This window comes from Bilifractor porci, assembly GCF_009696005.1.
Taxonomy (GTDB): Bacteria; Bacillota; Clostridia; order Lachnospirales; family Lachnospiraceae; genus Bilifractor; species Bilifractor porci.
On record NZ_VUMV01000011.1, the window covers coordinates 1 to 20,979 of the forward strand.

The 20,979-nt window shown below is 49.7% G+C and carries 12 protein-coding genes and 3 tRNA genes; 8 read left to right on the forward strand and 7 right to left on the reverse strand.

The features are described 5' to 3' along the window. Nucleotides 1-127 precede the first annotated feature (127 nt). The 3 genes from FYJ60_RS11720 to FYJ60_RS11730 all read right to left on the reverse strand — a co-directional run bounded on the left by FYJ60_RS11720 (nt 128) and on the right by FYJ60_RS11730 (nt 2,212). On the reverse strand, nt 128-787 hold the full coding sequence (locus FYJ60_RS11720; protein ID WP_154458863.1) for a DUF6320 domain-containing protein: 660 nt from the start codon (nt 785-787) through the stop codon (nt 128-130). After that, nucleotides 788-2,065 carry a hypothetical protein gene (locus tag FYJ60_RS11725; RefSeq protein ID WP_154458864.1) on the reverse strand — a complete coding sequence of 426 codons (1,278 nt, stop codon included), beginning with the start codon at nt 2,063-2,065 and terminating at the stop codon, nt 788-790. Nucleotides 2,066-2,138: 73 nt separating this feature from the next. Beyond that, nucleotides 2,139-2,212, reverse strand: a tRNA-Asp gene (locus FYJ60_RS11730). Between the two features lie 297 nt (nt 2,213-2,509). On the opposite strand from FYJ60_RS11730, the gene FYJ60_RS11735 reads away from it, so the two are divergent. The 7 genes from FYJ60_RS11735 (at nt 2,510) to FYJ60_RS11760 (ending at nt 13,010) form a co-directional block, all read left to right on the forward strand. Beyond that, nucleotides 2,510-4,579 (forward strand): type I restriction-modification system subunit M, encoded by a 2,070-nt coding sequence (locus FYJ60_RS11735; protein WP_154458865.1) that lies wholly within the window; start codon nt 2,510-2,512, stop codon nt 4,577-4,579. Next, nucleotides 4,576-5,850 (forward strand): restriction endonuclease subunit S, encoded by a 1,275-nt coding sequence (locus tag FYJ60_RS11740; protein WP_154458866.1) that lies wholly within the window; start codon nt 4,576-4,578, stop codon nt 5,848-5,850. The genes FYJ60_RS11735 and FYJ60_RS11740 overlap by 4 nt, the downstream gene beginning before the upstream one ends. After that, a complete protein-coding gene (locus tag FYJ60_RS12500; protein ID WP_205839092.1) occupies nt 5,847-6,014 on the forward strand; it encodes a hypothetical protein in 168 nt (55 codons plus the stop codon). The genes FYJ60_RS11740 and FYJ60_RS12500 overlap by 4 nt, the downstream gene beginning before the upstream one ends. A gap of 94 nt (nt 6,015-6,108) precedes the next feature. Beyond that, complete coding sequence (locus FYJ60_RS11745) at nt 6,109-9,492, forward strand: DEAD/DEAH box helicase family protein (RefSeq protein WP_154458867.1); 3,384 nt, start codon at nt 6,109-6,111, stop codon at nt 9,490-9,492. A gap of 73 nt (nt 9,493-9,565) precedes the next feature. Further along, complete coding sequence (locus tag FYJ60_RS11750) at nt 9,566-10,909, forward strand: ISL3 family transposase (protein WP_154458868.1); 1,344 nt, start codon at nt 9,566-9,568, stop codon at nt 10,907-10,909. A gap of 15 nt (nt 10,910-10,924) precedes the next feature. Further along, nucleotides 10,925-12,637 (forward strand): ATP-dependent DNA helicase, encoded by a 1,713-nt coding sequence (locus tag FYJ60_RS11755; protein WP_154458869.1) that lies wholly within the window; start codon nt 10,925-10,927, stop codon nt 12,635-12,637. 10 nt (nt 12,638-12,647) lie between these two features. After that, nucleotides 12,648-13,010, forward strand: a complete 363-nt coding sequence (locus tag FYJ60_RS11760) for a hypothetical protein (RefSeq protein WP_154458870.1) — start codon at nt 12,648-12,650, stop codon at nt 13,008-13,010. Between the two features lie 54 nt (nt 13,011-13,064). Here the strand turns inward: FYJ60_RS11760 and FYJ60_RS11765 are convergent, their stop codons facing one another. The 4 genes from FYJ60_RS11765 to FYJ60_RS11780 form a co-directional block, all read right to left on the reverse strand. Continuing rightward, the gene (locus FYJ60_RS11765) at nt 13,065-13,262 is read right to left on the reverse strand and encodes a SymE family type I addiction module toxin (RefSeq protein WP_205839093.1); all 198 of its coding nucleotides are present in this window, start codon (nt 13,260-13,262) and stop codon (nt 13,065-13,067) included. Between the two features lie 714 nt (nt 13,263-13,976). Next, a complete protein-coding gene (locus FYJ60_RS11770) occupies nt 13,977-18,461 on the reverse strand; it encodes a VaFE repeat-containing surface-anchored protein (protein ID WP_154458872.1) in 4,485 nt (1,494 codons plus the stop codon). Nucleotides 18,462-19,086: 625 nt separating this feature from the next. Further along, a tRNA-Ile gene (locus tag FYJ60_RS11775) sits at nt 19,087-19,160 on the reverse strand. A gap of 4 nt (nt 19,161-19,164) precedes the next feature. Continuing rightward, nucleotides 19,165-19,237, reverse strand: a tRNA-Thr gene (locus tag FYJ60_RS11780). 214 nt (nt 19,238-19,451) lie between these two features. On the opposite strand from FYJ60_RS11780, the gene FYJ60_RS11785 reads away from it, so the two are divergent. After that, nucleotides 19,452-20,954: a nicotinate phosphoribosyltransferase gene (locus FYJ60_RS11785; RefSeq protein WP_154458873.1), complete on the forward strand. Its 1,503-nt coding sequence runs from the start codon at nt 19,452-19,454 to the stop codon at nt 20,952-20,954. Nucleotides 20,955-20,979: the final 25 nt, after the last annotated feature.

Consider the following 20,979-nt stretch of genomic DNA (forward strand, 5'->3'; position numbering starts at 1 on the left):
CATCGCTAACAAGCATTCGCATTTCCGCCGTGTTTCTCACGGCTTCATGCTCATTCTTGTTGTCGTCGCTATTGTCTTTGCCCTACGGTGAGTAAACTCCCCGCGGGCAAATCCATTGCGACTGGACTTATACATTAAAGTAGCGCTCGGAGGCGGATTTGAAATCGCGCCACCGAAAGATCAGGATTCCCAGGAAAAACAATATTTCCGCGACGATGCTGCAGACCGCAAATACGGGATTGGTATTCCATCCCAGGCAGAGGAACAGGATCTGGACTGCGGAGAGCAGGGTATCCAGCAGAATATACAGTACAAAATCCTGCAGCGCTGCCCGAAGGATCAGTCCTGTCAGGATCGTCCCCGCGATCAGACCGAGGAATATCGCCGGCACGGCCCAGGTGACGGACCAGCGGTGCCACCCGGTAAATTTATCCACGATCAGGCAGACAAAAATTCCGAGATAAAGCTGGACATGAATCGTCTTTAACGCATTGTTTCTGTAATACAAGGTAAAACTGATATCCGCAAAGCCGATCACCGCGCTTATCATGGCCAGCGGAACCCAGGGCAGAGGCCGTCCGGCAAAATATTGCATGACCGGCAGAATAATCAGAACCGCAATCATCAAAAAAAGAGCAGTGCGCAGGATCAGCAGCCTTGTAAATATTCTTTTTTTCAGAATCGGGAACGGACTCTTTTCCGGCGTCCCGGAGAGCGGGCTTCCGCAGAGCGGGCACACCCGTTTGTCGCCCCGGATCTGAACGTGGCATCTCTTGCAAGTCTGCATTTATTCCGCCTCCCTGTCCCAGTCATTGGTCGCGATTTCCACCCGGACACCGAGCTCCGTCAGTCTCCGGAAAAAACTGCAGGCAGTCGGGTGCCTTTCAAAACAGGAGGTTATCCCGAATACCATGTGATCATGAAAGGTACTGATGCATACAAAAATAGTCTTGCACGCCATGAAGCTGCAGAATTTTTCCACATACGGATCCAGCTCTTCCGGGAGAACCACCTTGCCCACATTGGAAACCGAGGTTGTCACCCCGCGGTTCATCATATGAGTGATTCCCATGAGTCCGATTTCCTTCAGCGGAAGAGGTATCAGCTTCACCGCATAATTGTGCTCCAGCTCCGCATAGGAATTCATGGTTGCCTGCACCTTTTCGGGCGTCAGTTCCTTCTGAAACGCAGTATCGATAACGCTCAGAATGCTTTCGAGATTCCCGTCATACTGCCTGGGGTCATACGCAACATTGATGACTCCGAAGAAATTTCTGGCGGTCTCTGACGGGAAAAACTGGCGCAGATTGACCGGAACACTGACAACAACCGGCTTCTCGTACTCTGAATGACGCATCTGTTTCAGAATTGCTTCCACCCAGAGAGAGGTAACCAGGACTCCCACCGTCACATGAAAACGATGCGCAAGCTCCACGACCTGTGCCGCAGAAACCGTTCCCTCAATCAGATGCTCCTGCAGGTTATCGTCCTCTCTCCCGCGCAGGCGGTATGCCGTTACCGGAAACATCTCCTTGAGAAAATTCCGTTTTTTCGATTTTCCCTTCTCATAAAACTGGCTGAAGGCATCCTGCTGCCTTTCCTCCACGGAGGAGCTTCCTGCCTTGATTCGGGACGGGTCGATATGATGCTTCCGTATCAGATAACATGACACGATATGTTCAAAGAACATAAACCCGCCGGTTCCGTCGGAAAGAACATGAAACATTTCCAGGACAATCCTTCTGTCCAGATAGCACAGCCTGTACAGAAGATTCTTTCTCCCGGACCGGTAGAGCGCCTGCAGCGCCGGCTGGGAATCCTTCTGGACAACAGCCTTCGTCTTCAGCTCGTCCAGGTAATACCAGAATACGCCCTTTCTCATGCAGCAGTTCATATAAGGGTACTCCCGGAGAGAATCCTCCAGCGCCTCCTGAAGAACGTCAGGATCGACTTCCTCCTTCAGCTCACATACCAGACGAAACACGCGGGTATCTGCGCCAGTCATTGTGGCCGGAATAATTTTCGCCGCATTATCCAGCCTGTACCACTCTTTTTCCTCTGCCATGAAAATCCCCTCTAAAATACTGATAAAAAAAGACACATAAGCGACCATCTGACCACCTATGTGCCTACAAAAGCGACCCGGATCGGGATCGAACCGACGACCTCCGCCGTGACAGGGCGGCGCTCTAACCAGCTGAGCCACCGGGCCATTAGTCAGCAGATCCCTGACCTGCTGACTCGTCAAGTATAAAGCATTTTCCCCAAATGCGCAAGTTTTTTAGGCTATGTAAAATAAGTGGTTGAAAAGACCGCAAACAGAGGTTTTGTAACAAAACCATCAGGAATGCCATTTGGTTGAAAAATAAAATCCGTTCAGAATATTTTGTAAAATATTTGGTTGAAAATTCCTGGCTACATGCTATAATGTAGTCAGGGATTTTTTGTATAATTTTTGGTTGAAAGCCTGACCGTTACGGCAGCCAAAAAATACCGAAGGAGAACTGAAATGTCTGACGCAACCAACAATAATTCATTCGACTATGTAAATGAGATCTGGAACATTGCTGACTATGTTCGCGATGTTATTAAGCGTTCTGAATACAATAGGGTTATCCTGCCGTTCACACTGCTCCGCAGACTGGAATGTGCTCTGGAGCCAACAAGAGATGCCGTACTTGACGCATTTGCCCAGCATGAGGCCGAGTGGGGCCGCGAAAGCGATAACTACTGCCAATCTTCCCGAAAAGCGTTTTACAATATTACAAATTTCCGTCTGAACAATCTTGGGGCGTCCAATACACTCGATGCTCTTACTGAATACATCAACGGTTTCAGTCCAAATGCCCGGGAGATCCTTGTTAAGTTCAAGATGGAAGAAACTTGCAAGACACTTCAGGAACACGGAATGCTTTACATGGTCTGCCAGAAGTTCAGTGCCTTTGATCTCTCACCGGAAACGGTCTCTGACCGAATGATGTCTGATATCTACGAACATTTGATCCAGCGATATGGTGAAGAGATCGCGGAGGACGCGGAGGATTTCATGACTCCGAAGGATATTGTCCGCCTGGCAGTGGGCTGTGTGTTCGCTAATGATGATGAGTTAATGAACAGCGACAAAGGCATTATCCGCACCTTGTACGACGGCTGCGCCGGAACGGGTGGGTTCATTACTGATGCTCTGGAACAGTTGGACGAATGGCATGCCGACAAGAAAATGAAAGCTCCCGCCCTTATCGTTCCGTATGGTCAGGAGATTGAAGCTGAGTCATGGGCACTCTGTAAAGCATCTTTGCTTCTGCGAAATATCGACAATGCTGACTCTGACATTTATGACTCCATCAAAGACTTATCAGCACATATTGCATACGGGGATACTCTTTCTGACGATAAGTACCCGTCCTCAACGTTCAACTTTCAGCTAACTAATCCGCCATACGGTAAAAAATTCGAGAAAGAAAAGGAGGATGTTGAGGAAGAAAGCAATCGTCTTGGGTTTAATGGACGCTTTGGCGCAGGGCTGCCTCCTATCAGTGACGGCTCTATGCTCTTCCTTCAGAATGTCTGCAGCAAGTTCGCACCTGTATCTGAAGGCGGTGGACGTGCAGGTATCGTACTGTCGGCCTCTCCTCTCTTCACAGGAGACGCTGGGTCCGGATGTTCCAATATCCGCCGTTGGCTCTTTGAAAAAGATTACATCGACTGCATCATCAAGCTCGGGACGCAAGAATTTTTCCGGACCGGCATCAACACGTATCTGTGGGTACTAACGAACAATAAGCCGGAGAACCGCAAAGGCTATATTCAGCTGATCGACGCTTCAGAGATGAAAGTACCGATGCGGAAAAGCCTCGGAAACAAACGTTACGAGATCTCAGAGGAACAGCGGGACTGGATCATCGATACTTACGTCAATGGAAAGGTCAACGAACACAGCGTGATCGTTCCGTATACCGACTTTATGTACCGTAAGGTGACTACACAGCAGCCTCTTCATATGAAGATTGTGCTGACATCAGACAAGATCGACGCATTTCTGAAAAACCTGCCAAAGGGTCTGGCAAAGCTGTCTGATGACAACAAACGAGTTCTGGAGAGTGAACTGACAGCAGCAATGTCTCAGCATTCCGAGAACGCCTATGGATGGCAGGATAAGTTCGCGAAGGACGCCCGCAAAGCTATGACCTCTCCGAATGTAACCGCCGGTGTGCTGTCAAAAGCCATCGTTGATGCCTTCGGTGTAAGAGATCCGAAATTCCCGGCAGTAAAAGACAGGAACGGCAATTATATCCCTGATCCTGAACTGAAGGATACAGAGAATATTCCATTCCTGCAGTCGTTTGATAACTATATGCAGACGGAAGTCCTGCCGTATGCCCCTGAGACCTGGATAGATGAGTCTGTACGTGACAGTGGTCCGTTGCAAGATGGCAAGATTGGAGTTGTAGGAACGAACATTTCCTTCAATAACTACTTCTATCATTATGAAGAGCCTCGTAAGCCGGAAGAAATTGCAAAAGAGATCATCGAGCTGGAAAAAGGGCTTGGATCATTTGAGGAGGAATTTCTTAAATGACGAGAAAAATGAAAAACAGTCGTTTAGGATGGGCGGGCATGATCCCCAAAGAGTGGATATGTAACAAAGCGAAATTTCATGTTCGTATAAACAATGGATCTGACCCTAAAGCAGAAGGGGATGTGCCAGTGTATGGAAGTGGAAATAAAAGTTTCCGAACATGTGGCGAATATAAACTTGGGCCTGCCGTTCTTTTAGGTAGAAAAGGAAGTATTTCAAATCCACGTTACATTGAAGGGAAGTTTTGGAACGTCGATACCGCATTCGATGCATCTGTAATTTCAAACGATTTGCTTCCAAAATATTATTATTACTTGGCTCAAAATTTCGACTATGCACGATATGTTACACAAACAACTCTGCCAAGCATGACACAAACTGATTATCGCAATATGAAAATACCGGTTCCTCCTGTTGAGGAACAACAAAACATCATTGCATTTATTGATAAAATCAGCACTAATATTGATGCTACCATTTCCCTCCATCAGCAGATTATTGAAAAACTGGAAGAATACAGGAAATCCGTGATTACGCAGGCGGTGACGAAGGGGTTAAATCCAAATGTGGAGATGGCAATGACTGGAAATAACAGATTGCCGATTATTCCTAAAGAATGGAAATTAATAAGATTGCCACATATTGTCGACACTCGCCATCCTTATGCTTTGGGCGATGGCGACCACGGTATTATAAAAACAGATATGTATAAAAATCATGGTATTCCTTATATTCGAGTGCAAAATCTGGGATGGGGTACTCCACTAAGTATCGATAATGTCGTTTATATTTCTGAGAACGACAATATGAAAATAGTGAATAGCACTTTACAACCAAATGATGTTTTATTCGCAAAAACTGGAGCAACGATTGGTAAGACAGCTATTGTGCCAGAGACAATTCCTATGTCTAATACAACATCCCATGTGGGCAAAATTACAGTATCACCAAGATATAATCCAAAATATATTTTCTATGTTTTGAGTTCTGAATATGGCTATCATCAGATGTGGATTTATGCTTCACAGAAGGCAACTAGACCCGAATTATCTCTGGATGATATTAAAAATTTTGTACTGCCTATTCCTAAAGAGAGGCAAGAACAAAATAATATTGTACAATACCTTGATAATGTATGCGAAAAGATTTTAGAAAGTATTGCACAACATAAAGTTATTATTGAAAAACTTCAGGAATACAAACAATCTCTTATTTACAATGCAGTTACAGGAAAGATCGACTGCAGAACTGAAGGAGGTGAAGTACAATGAGTAAAGGTGGCATATCCGGATACACACACACGCAGGCACAGCTTGATGATTATGCGAACCAGAATAACCCGAACAATGATGCTTATCAGGCTAATCTGAACAATCACGCCGACCAGTGCAATCCGAACAATGACGAGTACGCAGGCAACAAGGACGATAAATAACTTTGTGGTTGCCGTCTGAGTAGCGGAGCCGGTATCCCGGCTCCCTTGCTGAAACGGTAACCGCCGAAAACCATTAGATTATTGGAGCTAGATCATGAAAGAGACAATTCATCTTGAAGCAAACTTCGAAGATTATATTGCAAGAAAACTGCAGGAACTGGGTAGCACGGACGGCTGGCGTGTCAGCAAAGACGATACAGGCTTCGACCCGAACACAGCCCTGTATATGTCAGATTTCATCGAATACCTTACTGCTACTGCCCCCGATAAGGTGTCAAAGATGCAGAAAAACATGGGAGCCAATTGGGAGAATAACCTTCGGCTTGCCCTTGTCAAATCCCTGGAAAACGACGGAACGGTACTGACGCTGCGTGACGGATTTCCGATGGCAGGATATCAGACCATCGTCTGTTCCGGTCATTATCCGGATGATCCGCGCCTTCCGAAACAGAAGGAACTGTATGATAAGAACATCCTTCGTGTGATGCACCAGGTCCACTATCAGACCGCAGGAAACAAGTCTCTTGACCTTGTATTCTTTATCAACGGCATCCCTGTCGCTACGGCAGAGATCAAGACAGACTTCACGCAGAGCGTGCAGGATGCCATTCTGGAGTATCAGAAGGAACGCCGCCCCATCGAGCCGGGAACAAACCGCAGGAATTATTTGCTGATGTACAAGCGCGGCGCTGTGGTCCACTTCGCCATTTCTGAGAGCGAGATCTACATGTGTACCAATCTGGAACCACAGACTCCGAAGTTTCTTCCGTTTAACAAAGGAAACGACGGACATGCAGGAAACCCGCCGATGCAGAAAGATGATACGGATTATCCGACCGGATACTTCTGGAATGAGATCTGCAGGAAAGAACACTGGATCCGCATCTTCCATAACTTCGTATTTGAGGAAGTTTCCAAAAAAGAAGACCTTTCAGGAAGAATCAGGGAAGTTCGCACACAGATCTTCCCTCGTTTCCACCAGTGGGACTGTGTGACAAAGTGCATCGATGATGTGAAGAAGAATGGTCCCGGACAGCGGTATCTCATTGAGCATTCCGCAGGTTCCGGAAAAACTGAGACGATCACATGGATCGCCCACGAGCTGATCCGTCTGATGACAGATAAGGGAGACCGTGAGTTTTCCTCTGTTATTGTAGTAACTGACCGTGTCGGTCTGGATACAAATATCAAAAAGACCATCAAGCAGCTGAAAAAGACTGTCGGCCTTATTGAAATGGTGGGCGGTGACGGTACGAAGAAGACCGATGGGGCAAAGTCTAAGCAGCTTATGCAGGCAATGCATGAGAAACGCGAGATCATCGTCGTGACCCTTCAGACGTTCCCGTTTGCGATGGACGCGATCGCCAATGACAAGGATCTGATCGGTTCCAATTTCGCCGTACTGATCGACGAGGCGCACTCTTCCCAGGGAGGGACATTCTCTGCAAAGATGCGCGCAGCACTGAAGTTCGCGGCTGATGCCGACAAACAGAAACTCACCAAGGATACCCTTGAAGAGATGACGGATGAAGATGCCATTGACGCGTACTTCCGTCAGATGCAGTCCGGCAGAGAGATGCCTGCCAATGTATCCTTCTTCGCCTTTACAGCCACTCCGAAAGCTGAAACAAAGACGATCTTCGGACGTCCTGGTGACCAGATGGATGACAAGACCGGGCTTCCTATCCCGGAGAGCTTCCATCTTTATCCGATGCGGCAGGCTATTGAAGAGGGATATATCGTTGACGTACTGCGTGGATATATGCCTTACAAGACCGCTTACAGGCTCAAGGAAGAGGTCGTGCCGGACACCCTTGTAGATGAACGTGCGGCTGTCAGGACCATCGCCAGATGGCAGTCTCTGCACCCCACCAACGTCATGAGTAAGGCTGAATTTATCGTGGAGCACTTCATCAAAAATGTGGCAGCTATGCTTGACGGACAGGCAAAGGCAATGGTCGTGACCTCTTCCAGGGCCTCTGTTATTCGTTACAAATATGCTATTGAGGCGTATCTGAATACCCATCCGGAATATGACCGCGACAAGATCGAACCACATCTTCAGTTCAAGGTTCCAGGTGAACCGCTCGTAGCCTTTTCCGGTAAGGTAAAAGGTGAAAAGGCCATCACGAAAGACGATGAGTCTGTCGTAGATGAATTTGACTATCTGAAAGAGAACCCGTTTGCGCTGATCAAACGGGATTATGACTACACAGAAGACAACATGAATGACCTCGGCTATCAGACAGTCGAGAATGCTTTTGATGAAGCGAAGAACCGTATCCTTATCGTCGCGAACAAGTTCCAGACGGGCTTCAACCAGCCAAAGCTGTGCGCCATGTACATCGATAAGAAGATCGCCAACGATATCGAGATCGTGCAAACCTACAGCCGTCTGAACCGCACTTTCCCGGGAAAGGATCACGTATATATCATCGACTTTGTCAACGACCCTGAGACCGTCCTGCGTGCATTTAAGAAGTACGACAACGGGGCGACTATGGAGCACGCTCAGAGCCTCGAAGTCATCTACGAGATCAAGAAGAAACTGGATAATGCGGGTATTTATACGGACAGTGAGTTTCAGGATTATAAGACAGAGCGTGTTAAAGCCGTGGTGTCCATCAGCAAAAATCAGGACAGTTACAGAAAAACTCTTCTCAGCGTTGTATCCGCCCCGGCTGACAGATGGAACGACAGCGTAAAGGCACAGCAGGCGGCTTATTCTACATGGAGCAGCGTCAGAAAGAAAGCTGAACAGGATGGGAACGCCGAACTTTTCAAGCAGGCTGATGTAAAGCTGAAAGATATCGGTGAAGCGCTTGATGAGCTGATGGGCTTCCGCAAAGACCTTCGGAAGTATTGCTCCGCGTATAATTACATCTCTCAGATCGTTGACCTTGATGATCCGGATCTGGAGGCATTTGAGGGCTTTGCAAAGCTCCTGCGCCATCGTATTGCAGGAACTCCGCTCGGTGACATCGACGTAAGCAGCCTTGTCCTTTCTGATTACCGTATCAATGCGCTGGATGTACAGAAAGACGATCCTGAAGGTGCAGCCCTGAAACCGATGCGGGCAGGCGGTACGGGACACAGTTCAAAACAGGAGTCTCTGAAAGAGATCGTATCCCGTATCAACGAAGTATGGGGCGAGGATGTCTCTCCTGTCACCGGAGCGCGTACCATCAACGCCATTGCCGACTATGTATCAGCTGATGACGTCAGCCGTATACAGATCCGCAACAGCACGAATTCAAAGGAAGCCATCATTGCTGACGGCCGTCTTGAAAGTATTATCAAACTGGCGGCCATTGCCCTGAAACAGAACGATATGGGTGCGCTTGCCGATAAGATCGTCAAGGATCCGCAGGCATGGAAACCTCTTGCAGACATCATTTATGACCTTGTGGATACGAACAGGAGACTGGATTTGCCGGATCTCTTAAAGTATCTGGAAGCTCATCCAAAGAAAAAATAAGTCCGTTGCAGAGTACATATACATTGAGAAAAGGGCTTGAAATACAGCCTTTTTCTTGACTGGAGGAAAAGTAATGGCAAGTATGACAACGCCTTTCCAGTTGGAGAACACGAACATCATAGCGATGGAACCCAAGTTCAAAGACGGCATAGAATACAACCAGATAACATGCGGATACACAGGGCCGCTCCAACAGGTCTGTCCGAAATGCGGCGGGAAGATGTATAAACATGGGAGCCGGAAACTGAACATTACGGATACGCCAGTGATCGGAAAGCCTGCCAAATGGACGATCATTCTTCCGAGAATGCGCTGTTCCCAATGCAAGGAAATATGGCAGCCGGAACTGTCCGATATAGATGAAAACCACAAAATGACCAAGCGGGCTTATCTTGATATAGCACAGAGGTCTCTGAAGACAACATTCAGTTCCGTCGCAGAGGATTACCTGCTGACCAAGATGACCATACGGAACATTTTTACCGATTTCATGCAGGAAAAGGAAGGCACGATGCACTTCCGAACTCCTACATTCATTGGTATCGATGAGATCAAGATCAAGAAGATCGGTGAAGTGACCGTCATCACAGACCTTGAACACCATACCCTTTACGACATGCTGAACGGCAGAAATCAGAAGACACTTACCGAATATTTCATGAATATGCCAGACAGAGACAAAGTCCTGTGGGTGTGCTCCGATATGTACCGCCCATTCCAGAAAACTATAGGAGACGCGATGCCGAACGCCAGATGGGCGATCGACCACTTCCATGTAGTCATGAAGGCAAATGAGGCAGTCGATGAAGTGCGTAAACGTGTGCAGGACAGCATGAGTAAGCGCGAACGCATCGATACCAAGAAAGGCCTTGCATACACGCTGAAAATGCGTGAAAGAGACCTGGCGCCGGAAGACGCATCAAAGCTGCGTGCATGCCGAAAGGCCGAGCGCTATAAGCCTATGATGCAGGCTTATGACCTGAAGGAAGAGTTTTTTGAGATCTATGACGAAAATCCAACATCTAAGGAGAACGCTCAGAAAGCGTTCGCAGAATGGGAAAAAAAAGTCCCTGACGATGAATTATTCCATAAATTCAAGGAACTTGCGGGGACGGTACATCACTTCTACGAGCAGATATTCAACTATTGGGATTGTCCTATTGCGATCAGCAACGGTTTTACAGAATGTACGAACCGGCTGATACGTGAGAACAATCTGTCTGGACGAGGCTACTCATTCGATGTCCTTCGGGCGCGTACATTGTATCGAAAAGCTAACCTGAATGCGCTGATGAAGAGTGGAAACCTGCTGATTGGACCTGTCATTCCGGAGAACGGCCCTGTATTCCATATGGACAGCGCCGACGGTACAGAAGGTACTGCGTTCGATCCGGAAACCGGAGAAATCTTAGATTGATACGCGGAGAAGCGAATGGATGATTTCGAGATCTGTTTGAATAAACTGAACAAAGAACAACGGTCTGCCTATGCTATGGCAATGTCAGGAAAGCCGCTGTTCATTACAGGCGGGGCAGGGACAGGTAAAAGCCATACTCTTCGTATGATTGTCGAAGGCTTAAAAAGAAACGGGAAAGCCGTTATCGTCTGCTCGTATACCGGGACAGCTGCGTCTCTAATAGGCGGCTCTACGATACACAAAGTCTTCCGCTTCCCTACCAGTGCATGTATTACCCCGAAAAACAGGAGTATCGTCAAGCGTGCTCCAGCTGAAGTCCAGCTTGCTGACGTGATCATTATTGACGAAGTGTCCATGTGCAGGATGGATCTGTTTGACTCTGTCGTTGCCTCGATCCACAAGGCTGAAGAAAAATCCGGCAGGAAGAAACAGCTTATCGTCTGCGGAGATTTCGGACAGCTGCCTCCGATCCTGAATAACGACCATGGAGAGCGCGATGTGCTGGAGGATTACTATAAAAAGACGATCCGTATCCCATTCGCTTTTATGGGAGAATACTGGTATAAATGCAATTTCCAGACAGCAAAGCTGACTGAAATCGTCCGGCAGGGGGACACAGACTTTCAGGAACACCTGAATGAGTGCAGAATGGGCGATACATCCTGCCTCGCTTATTTTAACAGTAAATCAGCAAGGCAGCACTTCCCGAATGCCGTGCATCTGTACTGCACAAATAAAGCTGTCGATGAAGAGAATATGCGTCATCTCGAGCAGCTCTCGGGCGATATGTACAGATTTGATACCCTCTTTGATGACTCGCTCAGGCGCATGGATATCAAAGACGTACCAAAATCCCTGTATCTCAAGGAACAGGCCAGGGTCATCATCACCATTAACGACAATGACACTGACGTTTCCGAGGATCCGGAGTCGTTCCGAAGGTTTATCACTGACCGAAGGCCGCAATATCACAACGGAAGTACGGGAACGATTGTGTCTATTCAACACGATGAGGAACATCCGGAAAAGGACTATGTTGCTGTCAAGCTCGATGAAGGAGGTTCCCAGATCTTCTACCGGCAGACCTACAATATCTATGAATATGTCGTAGAGAACGACGTTCTGAAACGTCACATCCTGGGAACTTATCGGCAGTTTCCTGTTCGACCTGCATATGCGGTGACTATTCACAAGAGTCAGGGACAGACATACGACTATGTAAACCTCGATCCATACTGCAAGGCCTCCGGGCAGCTTTACGTTGCTCTGTCCCGCGTAAGGAGCATTGATCACTTATATCTTGACCATCGTATTCAGAAATTCAATCTGATGGTGGACCCGTTGGTCATCGAGTTCTATGACCGTCTGGACCATCCCGAAAAGTATCTTCCGGAAACAGAACCGGAGAAATCGGAAAAGACTGCCGAAAAACCTGTCACTGAGGCAAACCTGGTAGTTCCAGAAGCGGAACAGCGACAGCCACAAAAGGTCGTTAAAGTAAAGGCTGCCAAGAAGGAAAAACAGCCGTCAAGAGCTCCGACACCGAAGGGCGGCAGACCGCCGCGCTTTCCATCCGGCAGTCGAAGCATGCGGGTCCCAAATGAGATCAGCGATGTGCTCAATGGTGTGATTGACACACTGTATCCGAAAATCGGTCAGGGGCAGGCTGAGATCGAAAAAGTGAAACAGCTGAAAGAATATCTACAATCACTCATCAATGATGAATAAAGGAGGCGCCATGAGCAGAGTTCACAGTGACCAAAAGTTTGTAAATATGCCAAAACGTGACAGCTCCGTTACAGGCCCATCAAAAATGGTGCGGATCCACTGTGAGGGAGAAGACTACCATAAGGCCGGGACACTGTCATCCTGGCTGTTCATGAAGTACGACATGTCCTATAAGACGTATTCCAGAAAATCCAAGAACAGGAGGGCCGAGCTCCGAAAGGAATATATGCAGGATACGGGTAATAGAGATCCGAGAAATATCGCATTGCCAAATGATGATTTTGATGAAACCGATGCGATGGCATTATTGGCGGAGATCGGCGTCCCGTTCTCCCCGGATGGAACACCGATCGGAATAGGATGGGATGATTAAAAATCGGTATCCGGGCATCATTAAGGCTTCTGCTATGCGGCAGGAGCCTTGTTATTAAGTTGCTTGAGTGTTGGTGTTAGTGCCCGAAATGGGTGTAATGACAAGACCGCCATTGCTGACAGTGATTTTATAATGGTCTCCGGCATGGAAACCGAGCTGCTCTAACCATTTGCCTTGCATATGCAGTACAGGAACTTCGCTGGTGACAGTCCAGCCTGGAGAACGGTATATTTTGAGAATTTTGTCTTTCATCGGTGTGCCCTCCATGATAAAGGACCCGGATACCGATGAAACTATTATATCCTGTCAGCGCGGCAGGCTCAATACTGCGATTATTTTCAACCATATTTTATACAAAAAACAGCGCCGAGATCAGTTCTTGCCAACCTCAGCGCTTGTGAAATTTCAACCAGTTATTTTACAAAAATCACTGAATGAATTTTGACTTTCAACCAATAATTTTACAAAGGCTGTTTTGGCTAGGTTTTGTTACAAAACCATTTTCAACCAGTAAATTTACATAGCCGTTTTTTAAGCCGATTTTATAACGCGTTTCCGATTCCGATTTCCGATTTTTCTTCCACTTCCATTCACAGCCGGGGGATTGCTGTCCGGGCGCTGTCGGATATTATCTGTTCCGGTGTGACCGTGCTTTCCTCCGGACCCATTAAAGATCCTAGTTGGAGAGAATCTTTTTCTTTAAGCCAGTCATTTACTGCCACCTCCCTGTAAGCAGGATAACAATCCGGGGAGATTTTCAGAAGCAAGGGTATGCAAAAGAAAAATCAATCCTTCGTAAACAGCAGATGATTCCGATAAGATTCAGGATTCTCTGTGACATGGAACGAGAGTCAGAAACCGCCTGCCATGCCCCGGATGCCGGCCCAGACAAACAGAGCCAGCAGCAGCGCCGTAAGTATTCTTCCTGCAGTTTTTCCCGGCTTCTTCCTCATTCGCCCTCCTTTTTTATCCGTTCTCTGTTTTCTTTCTTTTCTTATAAAGTATCAGGAATGCCGCAGCAGATGCAGAGAGCATCAGGACATACAGCGGGGGTGCCGACATATCGCCGGTCTTCGGGGCTGAGCCCGGCCCGGATGACGGATTTGCCTTCTTCTCCACAATCGTTACCGACTGATCCGCGGAATTCAGATCCGCATGCGAAGCGACAAGAACATCCTCCTGATACAGATCTTCAAACACGACGACCGTCTGTCCTCCCAGCGCCAGAGAATCAAAGGAAAATGCCATGTCCACCACGCACTCTTCCGCTGAGGCGGTAAAGGTCTTTTCCGCGGTAACCTCCTTGCCGTTCTCCTTCAGTACGGTTCCGTCCGTCTTTTTGTACAGGTGTCCCGTCAGGCGGTAAGTATTTCCGGGAACAAGATTCCTGCAGGTAATATGATCGGTCAGCGTCGTCTTTCCGGAGGCTTCCGCCTGCTTTTTCCCGCCGATATCAGCCTTCGTGCTGACAGACGGATACGATACGGTCTGATCCGCATCATTCAGATCCGCATGCGTGTTCACCTCTGTCTGCTCCAGATAAAGCGTCTCAAATGCGACCACAGATTTTCCCGCCAGCAGTTTTGATGAGAAGGAAAAGACAAGATCCACCTCCATCTCTTTTTTATCTGCCCGGAAGGATGTCTGTGCCGTCACCTCTGTTCCGTCCTCATTCTGCAGCGGCTTCCCCGTATCTTTCCGCACAAGTGTTCCCTTTACCGTGTAGTCTTTCCCTTCCAGAAGATTGCTGCAGACGACATGATCTCTGACGGCCGCCTTTTCTGCCACCATGCCTGTGTGCGTATCCGTCTGGCCGTCTGCCGCTGTAGTCTTGACCCCGGGCAGCCGGACGGTCTGCGCTTCCTCCTCGATATTTTCGTGGGAAACGACCTCCCTTCCGGACTGATAGAGCTTTTCAAATACAACAAGACTCTTTCCCTCCAGCGCTGCCGCGGAAAACGTGAAGGACATCTCCTCCGTTCCCTCCGGCGAAGCCGGTGTAAACGTTTTTTCCGCGGATACAGACCTGCCGTTTACCTTAACCGGTTTTCCGGTTTCCCTGTCGACCAGGGTTCCTTTCAAGGTATATGCGGTATCCGCAACAAGATTGCGATAGCGCACCCGGTCGACGATCTCCGTCTTTTCACTTACCGCCGCCAGCTTTCCTCCCGTTGTACGGTCCGCCGCTTCGGTCCGGATATCCGGGTAGTGCACCGTCTGTTTCTCGTCCTTTATATCTGCGTGAACAGCTGCCGTAATTTCTCCGTCCTTCACGGTTTCAAAGGCAACCGCCGACTTTCCCGCAAACAGGGAGGAATCCAGCGAGAAGGAAAGAACCACCTCTCCGTCCGGTGCCTCCGGCCGGAATACCCGCTTTGCGGTGACCGGTTTCCCCGCGCTGTCCTTCAGTGCTTCGCCCGTCTCTTTGTCCATCAGAGTTCCTGTCAGCGTGTATTTTCTATGCGGATCCAGCCCCCGGTATACAACCCGGTCTGCGACCGTTGTCTTTTCCGCTACAGTTCCCGTGTGTGTACCTGTCCCGCCGTCCGCTGCTACGGTTTTTAGCTCCGGAACACGGATTGTCTGGGATTCATCCGTAAGGTCCGCGTGTTCCGCAACTTCCAGCCCGTCCCAGTACAGTTTTTCCACAACAGCCAGCTCCGTGCCTTCCAGACCGGCGGTATCCAGTGCGAAATTTACCGTTACCGTCCCTTTGGATTTTTCAGGCCGGAACGTTTTTATAGCTGACGCGACAACCTGATCCCTGTCGTCCTTTCTGACCAGTTTTCCCTGCAGCGTATAGGTTCTTCCCGGTGTCAGCCTGCTGTAAGAGACGGAATCCTCAATCGTAACCGAGGCGTCCGCAGGTGCCGTATGTGAGCCTGTGGTTTTTTCCAATGCCGTGGTTTTCAGCACAATGTCCGGATTCATAGCCGGATCCAGCCACACGGTCCCGTTGTTGTCCCGGATATCTGCAGTGGCAAGAACCAGCTCTTTTCCTTTATTTGCCCGGCACTGCAGCTCCCGGATCTCATAACTGTCATACAGAAGCGCTCCTCTCTGGTCATCCAGCGCCTTTTCGCTTCCGAACCAGATTCCCGCTGTGCCGTCGAGCTTTGCTTCCTCGGTAAATGTTTTTCCGTCTGTGTACTTGTCCATGCTGTTCGTGCGGAAGGAGTGCTTCCGGTACCGGGAACTGGTGCTGACCACCCCGTTTTCATCCGAAACAACCACATGGCGCTCCCCGGTCGTCCGGGAGGTAATCAGGAACGGGATTCCCGCCATCAGCTTTCCGTTTTCATCAATCTTCTTAAACTGCAGATCTCCCCGTATAACATCGTCCGCTGCCGTAATTCCGTTTTCGCTGATGGCCTGGTTTTCATAGGTAAGGATGCCCGACAAAGCCCCGCCTCCATCCGTACCCGGCCGGATCTGTGCCAGACATTTCCCGTCTGCCTGTACTTCCCGGCCGCCCTGCCCGGAGCTGCTGAGCGTATAATGATTTCCTAACAGATACCCTTTTGCCGCCCTGGTCTCCTCTACCGTAATGGTTCCCAGCGGAAGCACCACCCGGCCGTCCAGGATAAAAAATCCGTCGCCGGACAGCCTGTAGTTTCTTTGATCGGAGATGGCTGTACGATAGGTTCCGTCCGGCTGCCGCAATGTCTGCAGCACCCAGGTCCTGTCCGGACTCTGCGGCAGATCCTTCTTTGTAAACCAGCCCTTGTAATAGCAGACGGTAAAAAGAGTGCCCTCCAGGGAAGCGCCGCCCTGCGCGTCCTTCCCCTCGCTGTCCTTTTTTTTCACTTCGACCGCCGCCGTATCACTGCAGGGAATTTCCCGCGCCTGCAGGACATACGGATTCTTCTCGGTATACTCCGCCGACAGCTTTACCGGATAAATGGTATCATCCAAAAGGTAACCCGGCGATGCCTGAAGCTCTTTTACATAATACGTTCCAATAGAAGGAACCCTGCAGGAACCTGTATTTCCCTCCTGATCCGTGGTGAGCCTCCCCACCTCCTGTGTGCACTTTTCATCTGAAAAGACTCCGTAAACAGCTCCTTTCAGGGAGTAGCAGGGATTGGACTCCGTCAGATCAGGCCCGGAACTCTGTTTTTTCAGACGAATCCAGGACGGCGGAACAATTTTTACATCCGCCCTGGCCGGATTCGGGTTGGTGATGTCCGCTCCAAGCGCGTGGGAAAATGCCTGCAGCCCGGATGACAGGCGGTACAGCTTTGCCGTGTACTGCGTCTGCCCGGCTCCGGCCTGTACCTGGAAGGAATAGCCTCTGGCCAGCGCTTTGGCGGCAGCCGCGGGAAGAACAATGCGGAAGGTATAGCCGGATCCGTTCTCCTGAAGCTTCTGCACCGTGGCCCCGGCAGGAACATCCCCTGTCAGGGTGACATCGGGCGCCGCCCCGTATCTGGCTGTCAATGTATAGGCATCCGTTGCGTAAAAATTTCCGCTCCCGTCCGCCTTCATGGAGATATCCGCCGGAGAAGCCAGAGTTACCTCCGGCGTGACATAAGACGCCGCGTCCGGATGCGCGTCCGCGTACGCGATGGCGTCCTGAAACAGCTGCATCGCCTTATCCTTTACCCCGTGTCCCGTGGTCAGCTCACGATAATTGATGCTGAAGCCGGCATTGCGGTCGCCGGCGATTCCCTCGGTGTCTACCAGCACCCCGTACTTGTCCAGAACACCCCAGACAGCCATCTGCGTCACGGCGTAATCATAATTTCCATCCCCTGTAGAATAAGCGGCATTCCGTGTTTTTTGCCCCAGCCTGTACTGGCCGTTTCCCAGAACATAGGAACAGGCTGCTTCCGCCCGGCTGTTCCCCCAGTAGTTGGAGGCAAGCGTGTATGTGCCGTCCCTGGAGCTCTTTACCCTTTCCATACAGTAGACAGAGTCCCCGTCTGTCGTTGCGTGTTTTTTCAGATAGCCTCCGTAATACCGGTAGTATGAGGGATCATCCGTGATCCGCACACGAATGGTCCGGTCTCCCGCCGCTATCCTGCGGATGCCCGGAAGCTTCGCCCCGGCAGACGGATCCCGCATTTCCACAAGATCCGTTTCCTCTGTCGTTATTTCCGCGGTTTCTTCTTCCGGGACGCCTGCGGGTGCCTGTTCAACAGAAGAGGATTCTGCCTGCTGCACCTCCGCTTCCGGTCTGGCCACGGTTCCGCTCTCCGCTCCGCCTTCGTCTTCCGGATTCTCTCCGGAAGTCTCTTCTCCGGCTCCGCCCTGTTCTACGGACATTTCTTCCGTATTGACCTGTTCCTCCGCCTCGTCCGTACCGGATGAGGAACGGATGTCCTCTGTCTGCTCCCCTGCAGACGACATGGTACGGACCGGCTCTTCCGCCGCCCATACCGGCGCCGGTGAAACGGTCGTCAGACAGATCACCGCCGCCGCCAGGAAAGCAATTACTTTGTTTCTCATAAATTCTCCTTTCCGCTGCTTAAAATCCAGCCGTTTTTGTACCCACAGAGGCAGTCAGGGGCCTGCCCTCTGCAGGGGAAATTTCGTTTTCCGCATGTCTCCTCCCCTCTGTCTGACATTCCGGACAGCACGACAGGACCCCGCAGACGGGCTCTGTCCCTGTGTGTCATTCCACCGCACTTACGCCGTGCCCGGTATGTATCTTTGGTAACTTTCCGCAGAACTGCGGATCGGATTCAGAAATGACCGCCTTTTGCAGAGAGTGGCGGAGTTCCGCACTCGTCTGCAAACCAAAAAGAAATGCTGCAAGAGCAGTAAAAAATGCGCCTGAATATCCCGGCCGATACCGGAAAAAATAGTAAGTAAAGAGAACCCGAAAAAAACAGGTCAAGAAAAAATAAGAACTAAAAAGAAAAAACAAGAAAAGAAAATAAAAGAAACGACAGGAAACAATTCTCCAGACAGAATCCCGATTTAAGAATTATGTCACCTGCATCTACATCATACCGCTATCCCGCCTGGGATTGCAAGACCGGAGCTGAAAAAAACTAACAATTTGCTAACCACCGGCATAGAAAAATCCCCGGAACCCGCATAAATAAAGGGTATTCCGGGGATATTCCAATGGATCTTCGGGGACTCGAACCCAGGACCGATCGGTTATGAGCCGACTGCTCTAACCAACTGAGCTAAAGATCCGTAGAGCCGATGATCGGACTCGAACCGATAACCTGCTGATTACAAATCAGCTGCTCTGCCAATTGAGCCACATCGGCGTGCAGCACGCCTATTCGCAGCAAACAAAATCTTAACACACATTTTTTTCAAAGGCAAGCAGATTGTATTCCCTCTTTGAAAATGCTATACTTTTGAGAAACGCGGCACGCAGTTTAGATGCCCCGCAACCCTGTCTGTCACAGTGTCTGGGACTGCCTTTGTTACCGCCGGGTTAACGCTTTGCCGGCCGGCCAGTCCGGAATGGAGAATTTAATGTCAAACCCTAATATTACTTTGATGACTGACCTCTATGAGCTTACCATGATGCAGGGCTACTATAAGAACCCTACGGATCAGATCGTGGTTTTCGACGCCTTTTACCGGGTGAACCCCTGCGACGGCGGCTATGCGATATGCGCCGGACTGGAGCAGGTTATAGACTATATCCGGGATCTGCATTTTGATCCGGACGATATTGATTACCTGCGCAGCCTCCATCTCTTTGAGGATGATTTTCTGGAATATCTCCGAGGATTTCATTTTACAGGCGATATTTACGCCATTCCCGAAGGAACGGTTGTCTTTCCGCGGGAACCGCTGGTAAAGGTAATCGCCCCGCTGATGGAAGCCCAGCTGATCGAACCGGCCCTCCTGAATCTGATCAACCACCAGTCCCTGATCGCCACCCGTGCGTCCCGTGTCGTACACGCCGCAAAGGGCGACGGAATCATGGAATTCGGCCTGCGCCGCGCGCAGGGTCCGGATGCGGGAACTCTGGGAGCCAGGGCCGCTGTCATCGGCGGCTGTATCGGGACCTCTAACGTGCTGACCGGAAAGCTGTTCCATGTACCGGTCAAGGGAACCCATGCGCACAGCTGGATTATGAGCTTTCCGGATGAGCTGACCGCTTTCCGCACCTACGCAAAGCTGTATCCCAATGCCTGTATTCTTCTGGTGGACACCTATGACGTGCTGAAATCCGGTGTGCCGAATGCCATCCGGGTATTTCAGGAAATGCGTGACGCAGGCATCCCGTTAAAGGGATACGGCATTCGCATTGATTCCGGAGATCTGGCTTATTTGTCCAAAATGGCCTACCGCATGCTGGACGAAGCCGGGTTCGGAGACGCCATCATATCCGCCTCCAGCGACCTGGATGAATACCTGATTAACTCCCTGAAGGAGCAGGGGGCGAAGATCAATTCCTGGGGCGTGGGAACCAATCTGATTACCTCGAACGGGTGGTCCGCCTTCGGCGGCGTCTATAAGATGGCGGCCATAAAAAATAAAAACGACCGGGAATTCACGCCGAAGATCAAGCTCTCGGAAAACACGGAAAAGGTGACGAATCCCGGCAATAAAACGGTCTTCCGGCTCTATTCCAAAACCACCGGAAAGATCAAGGCGGATCTGATCGCCCTGGAGGGCGAATCCTTTGATCCGGAAAAGGATCTGACCATTTTTGACCCTATCAGCACCTGGAAAAAAACAACGCTCCGCGGCGGCAGCTATTCCGTCCGGGAGCTTCTGGTTCCGGTCTTCAAAAACGGGCTCTGTGTGTACCACTCCCCGGAGGTCATGGAGATCCAGAAGGTCTGCAAAAGAGAACTGGACACCCTATGGGAAGAATCCAGGCGCCTGATGAATCCTCACCAGGTCTATGTGGATCTGTCTGACAAGCTGTATGATATGAAGAAACAGCTTTTTGAGGAAATGAGCCTGAAGGAGCAGCAGGCACACAGAGCTTCTGAAGATTCTGCAGAAAAGCAGAAATAGAGACGTCTGTGTGCCGCGGCTCCCG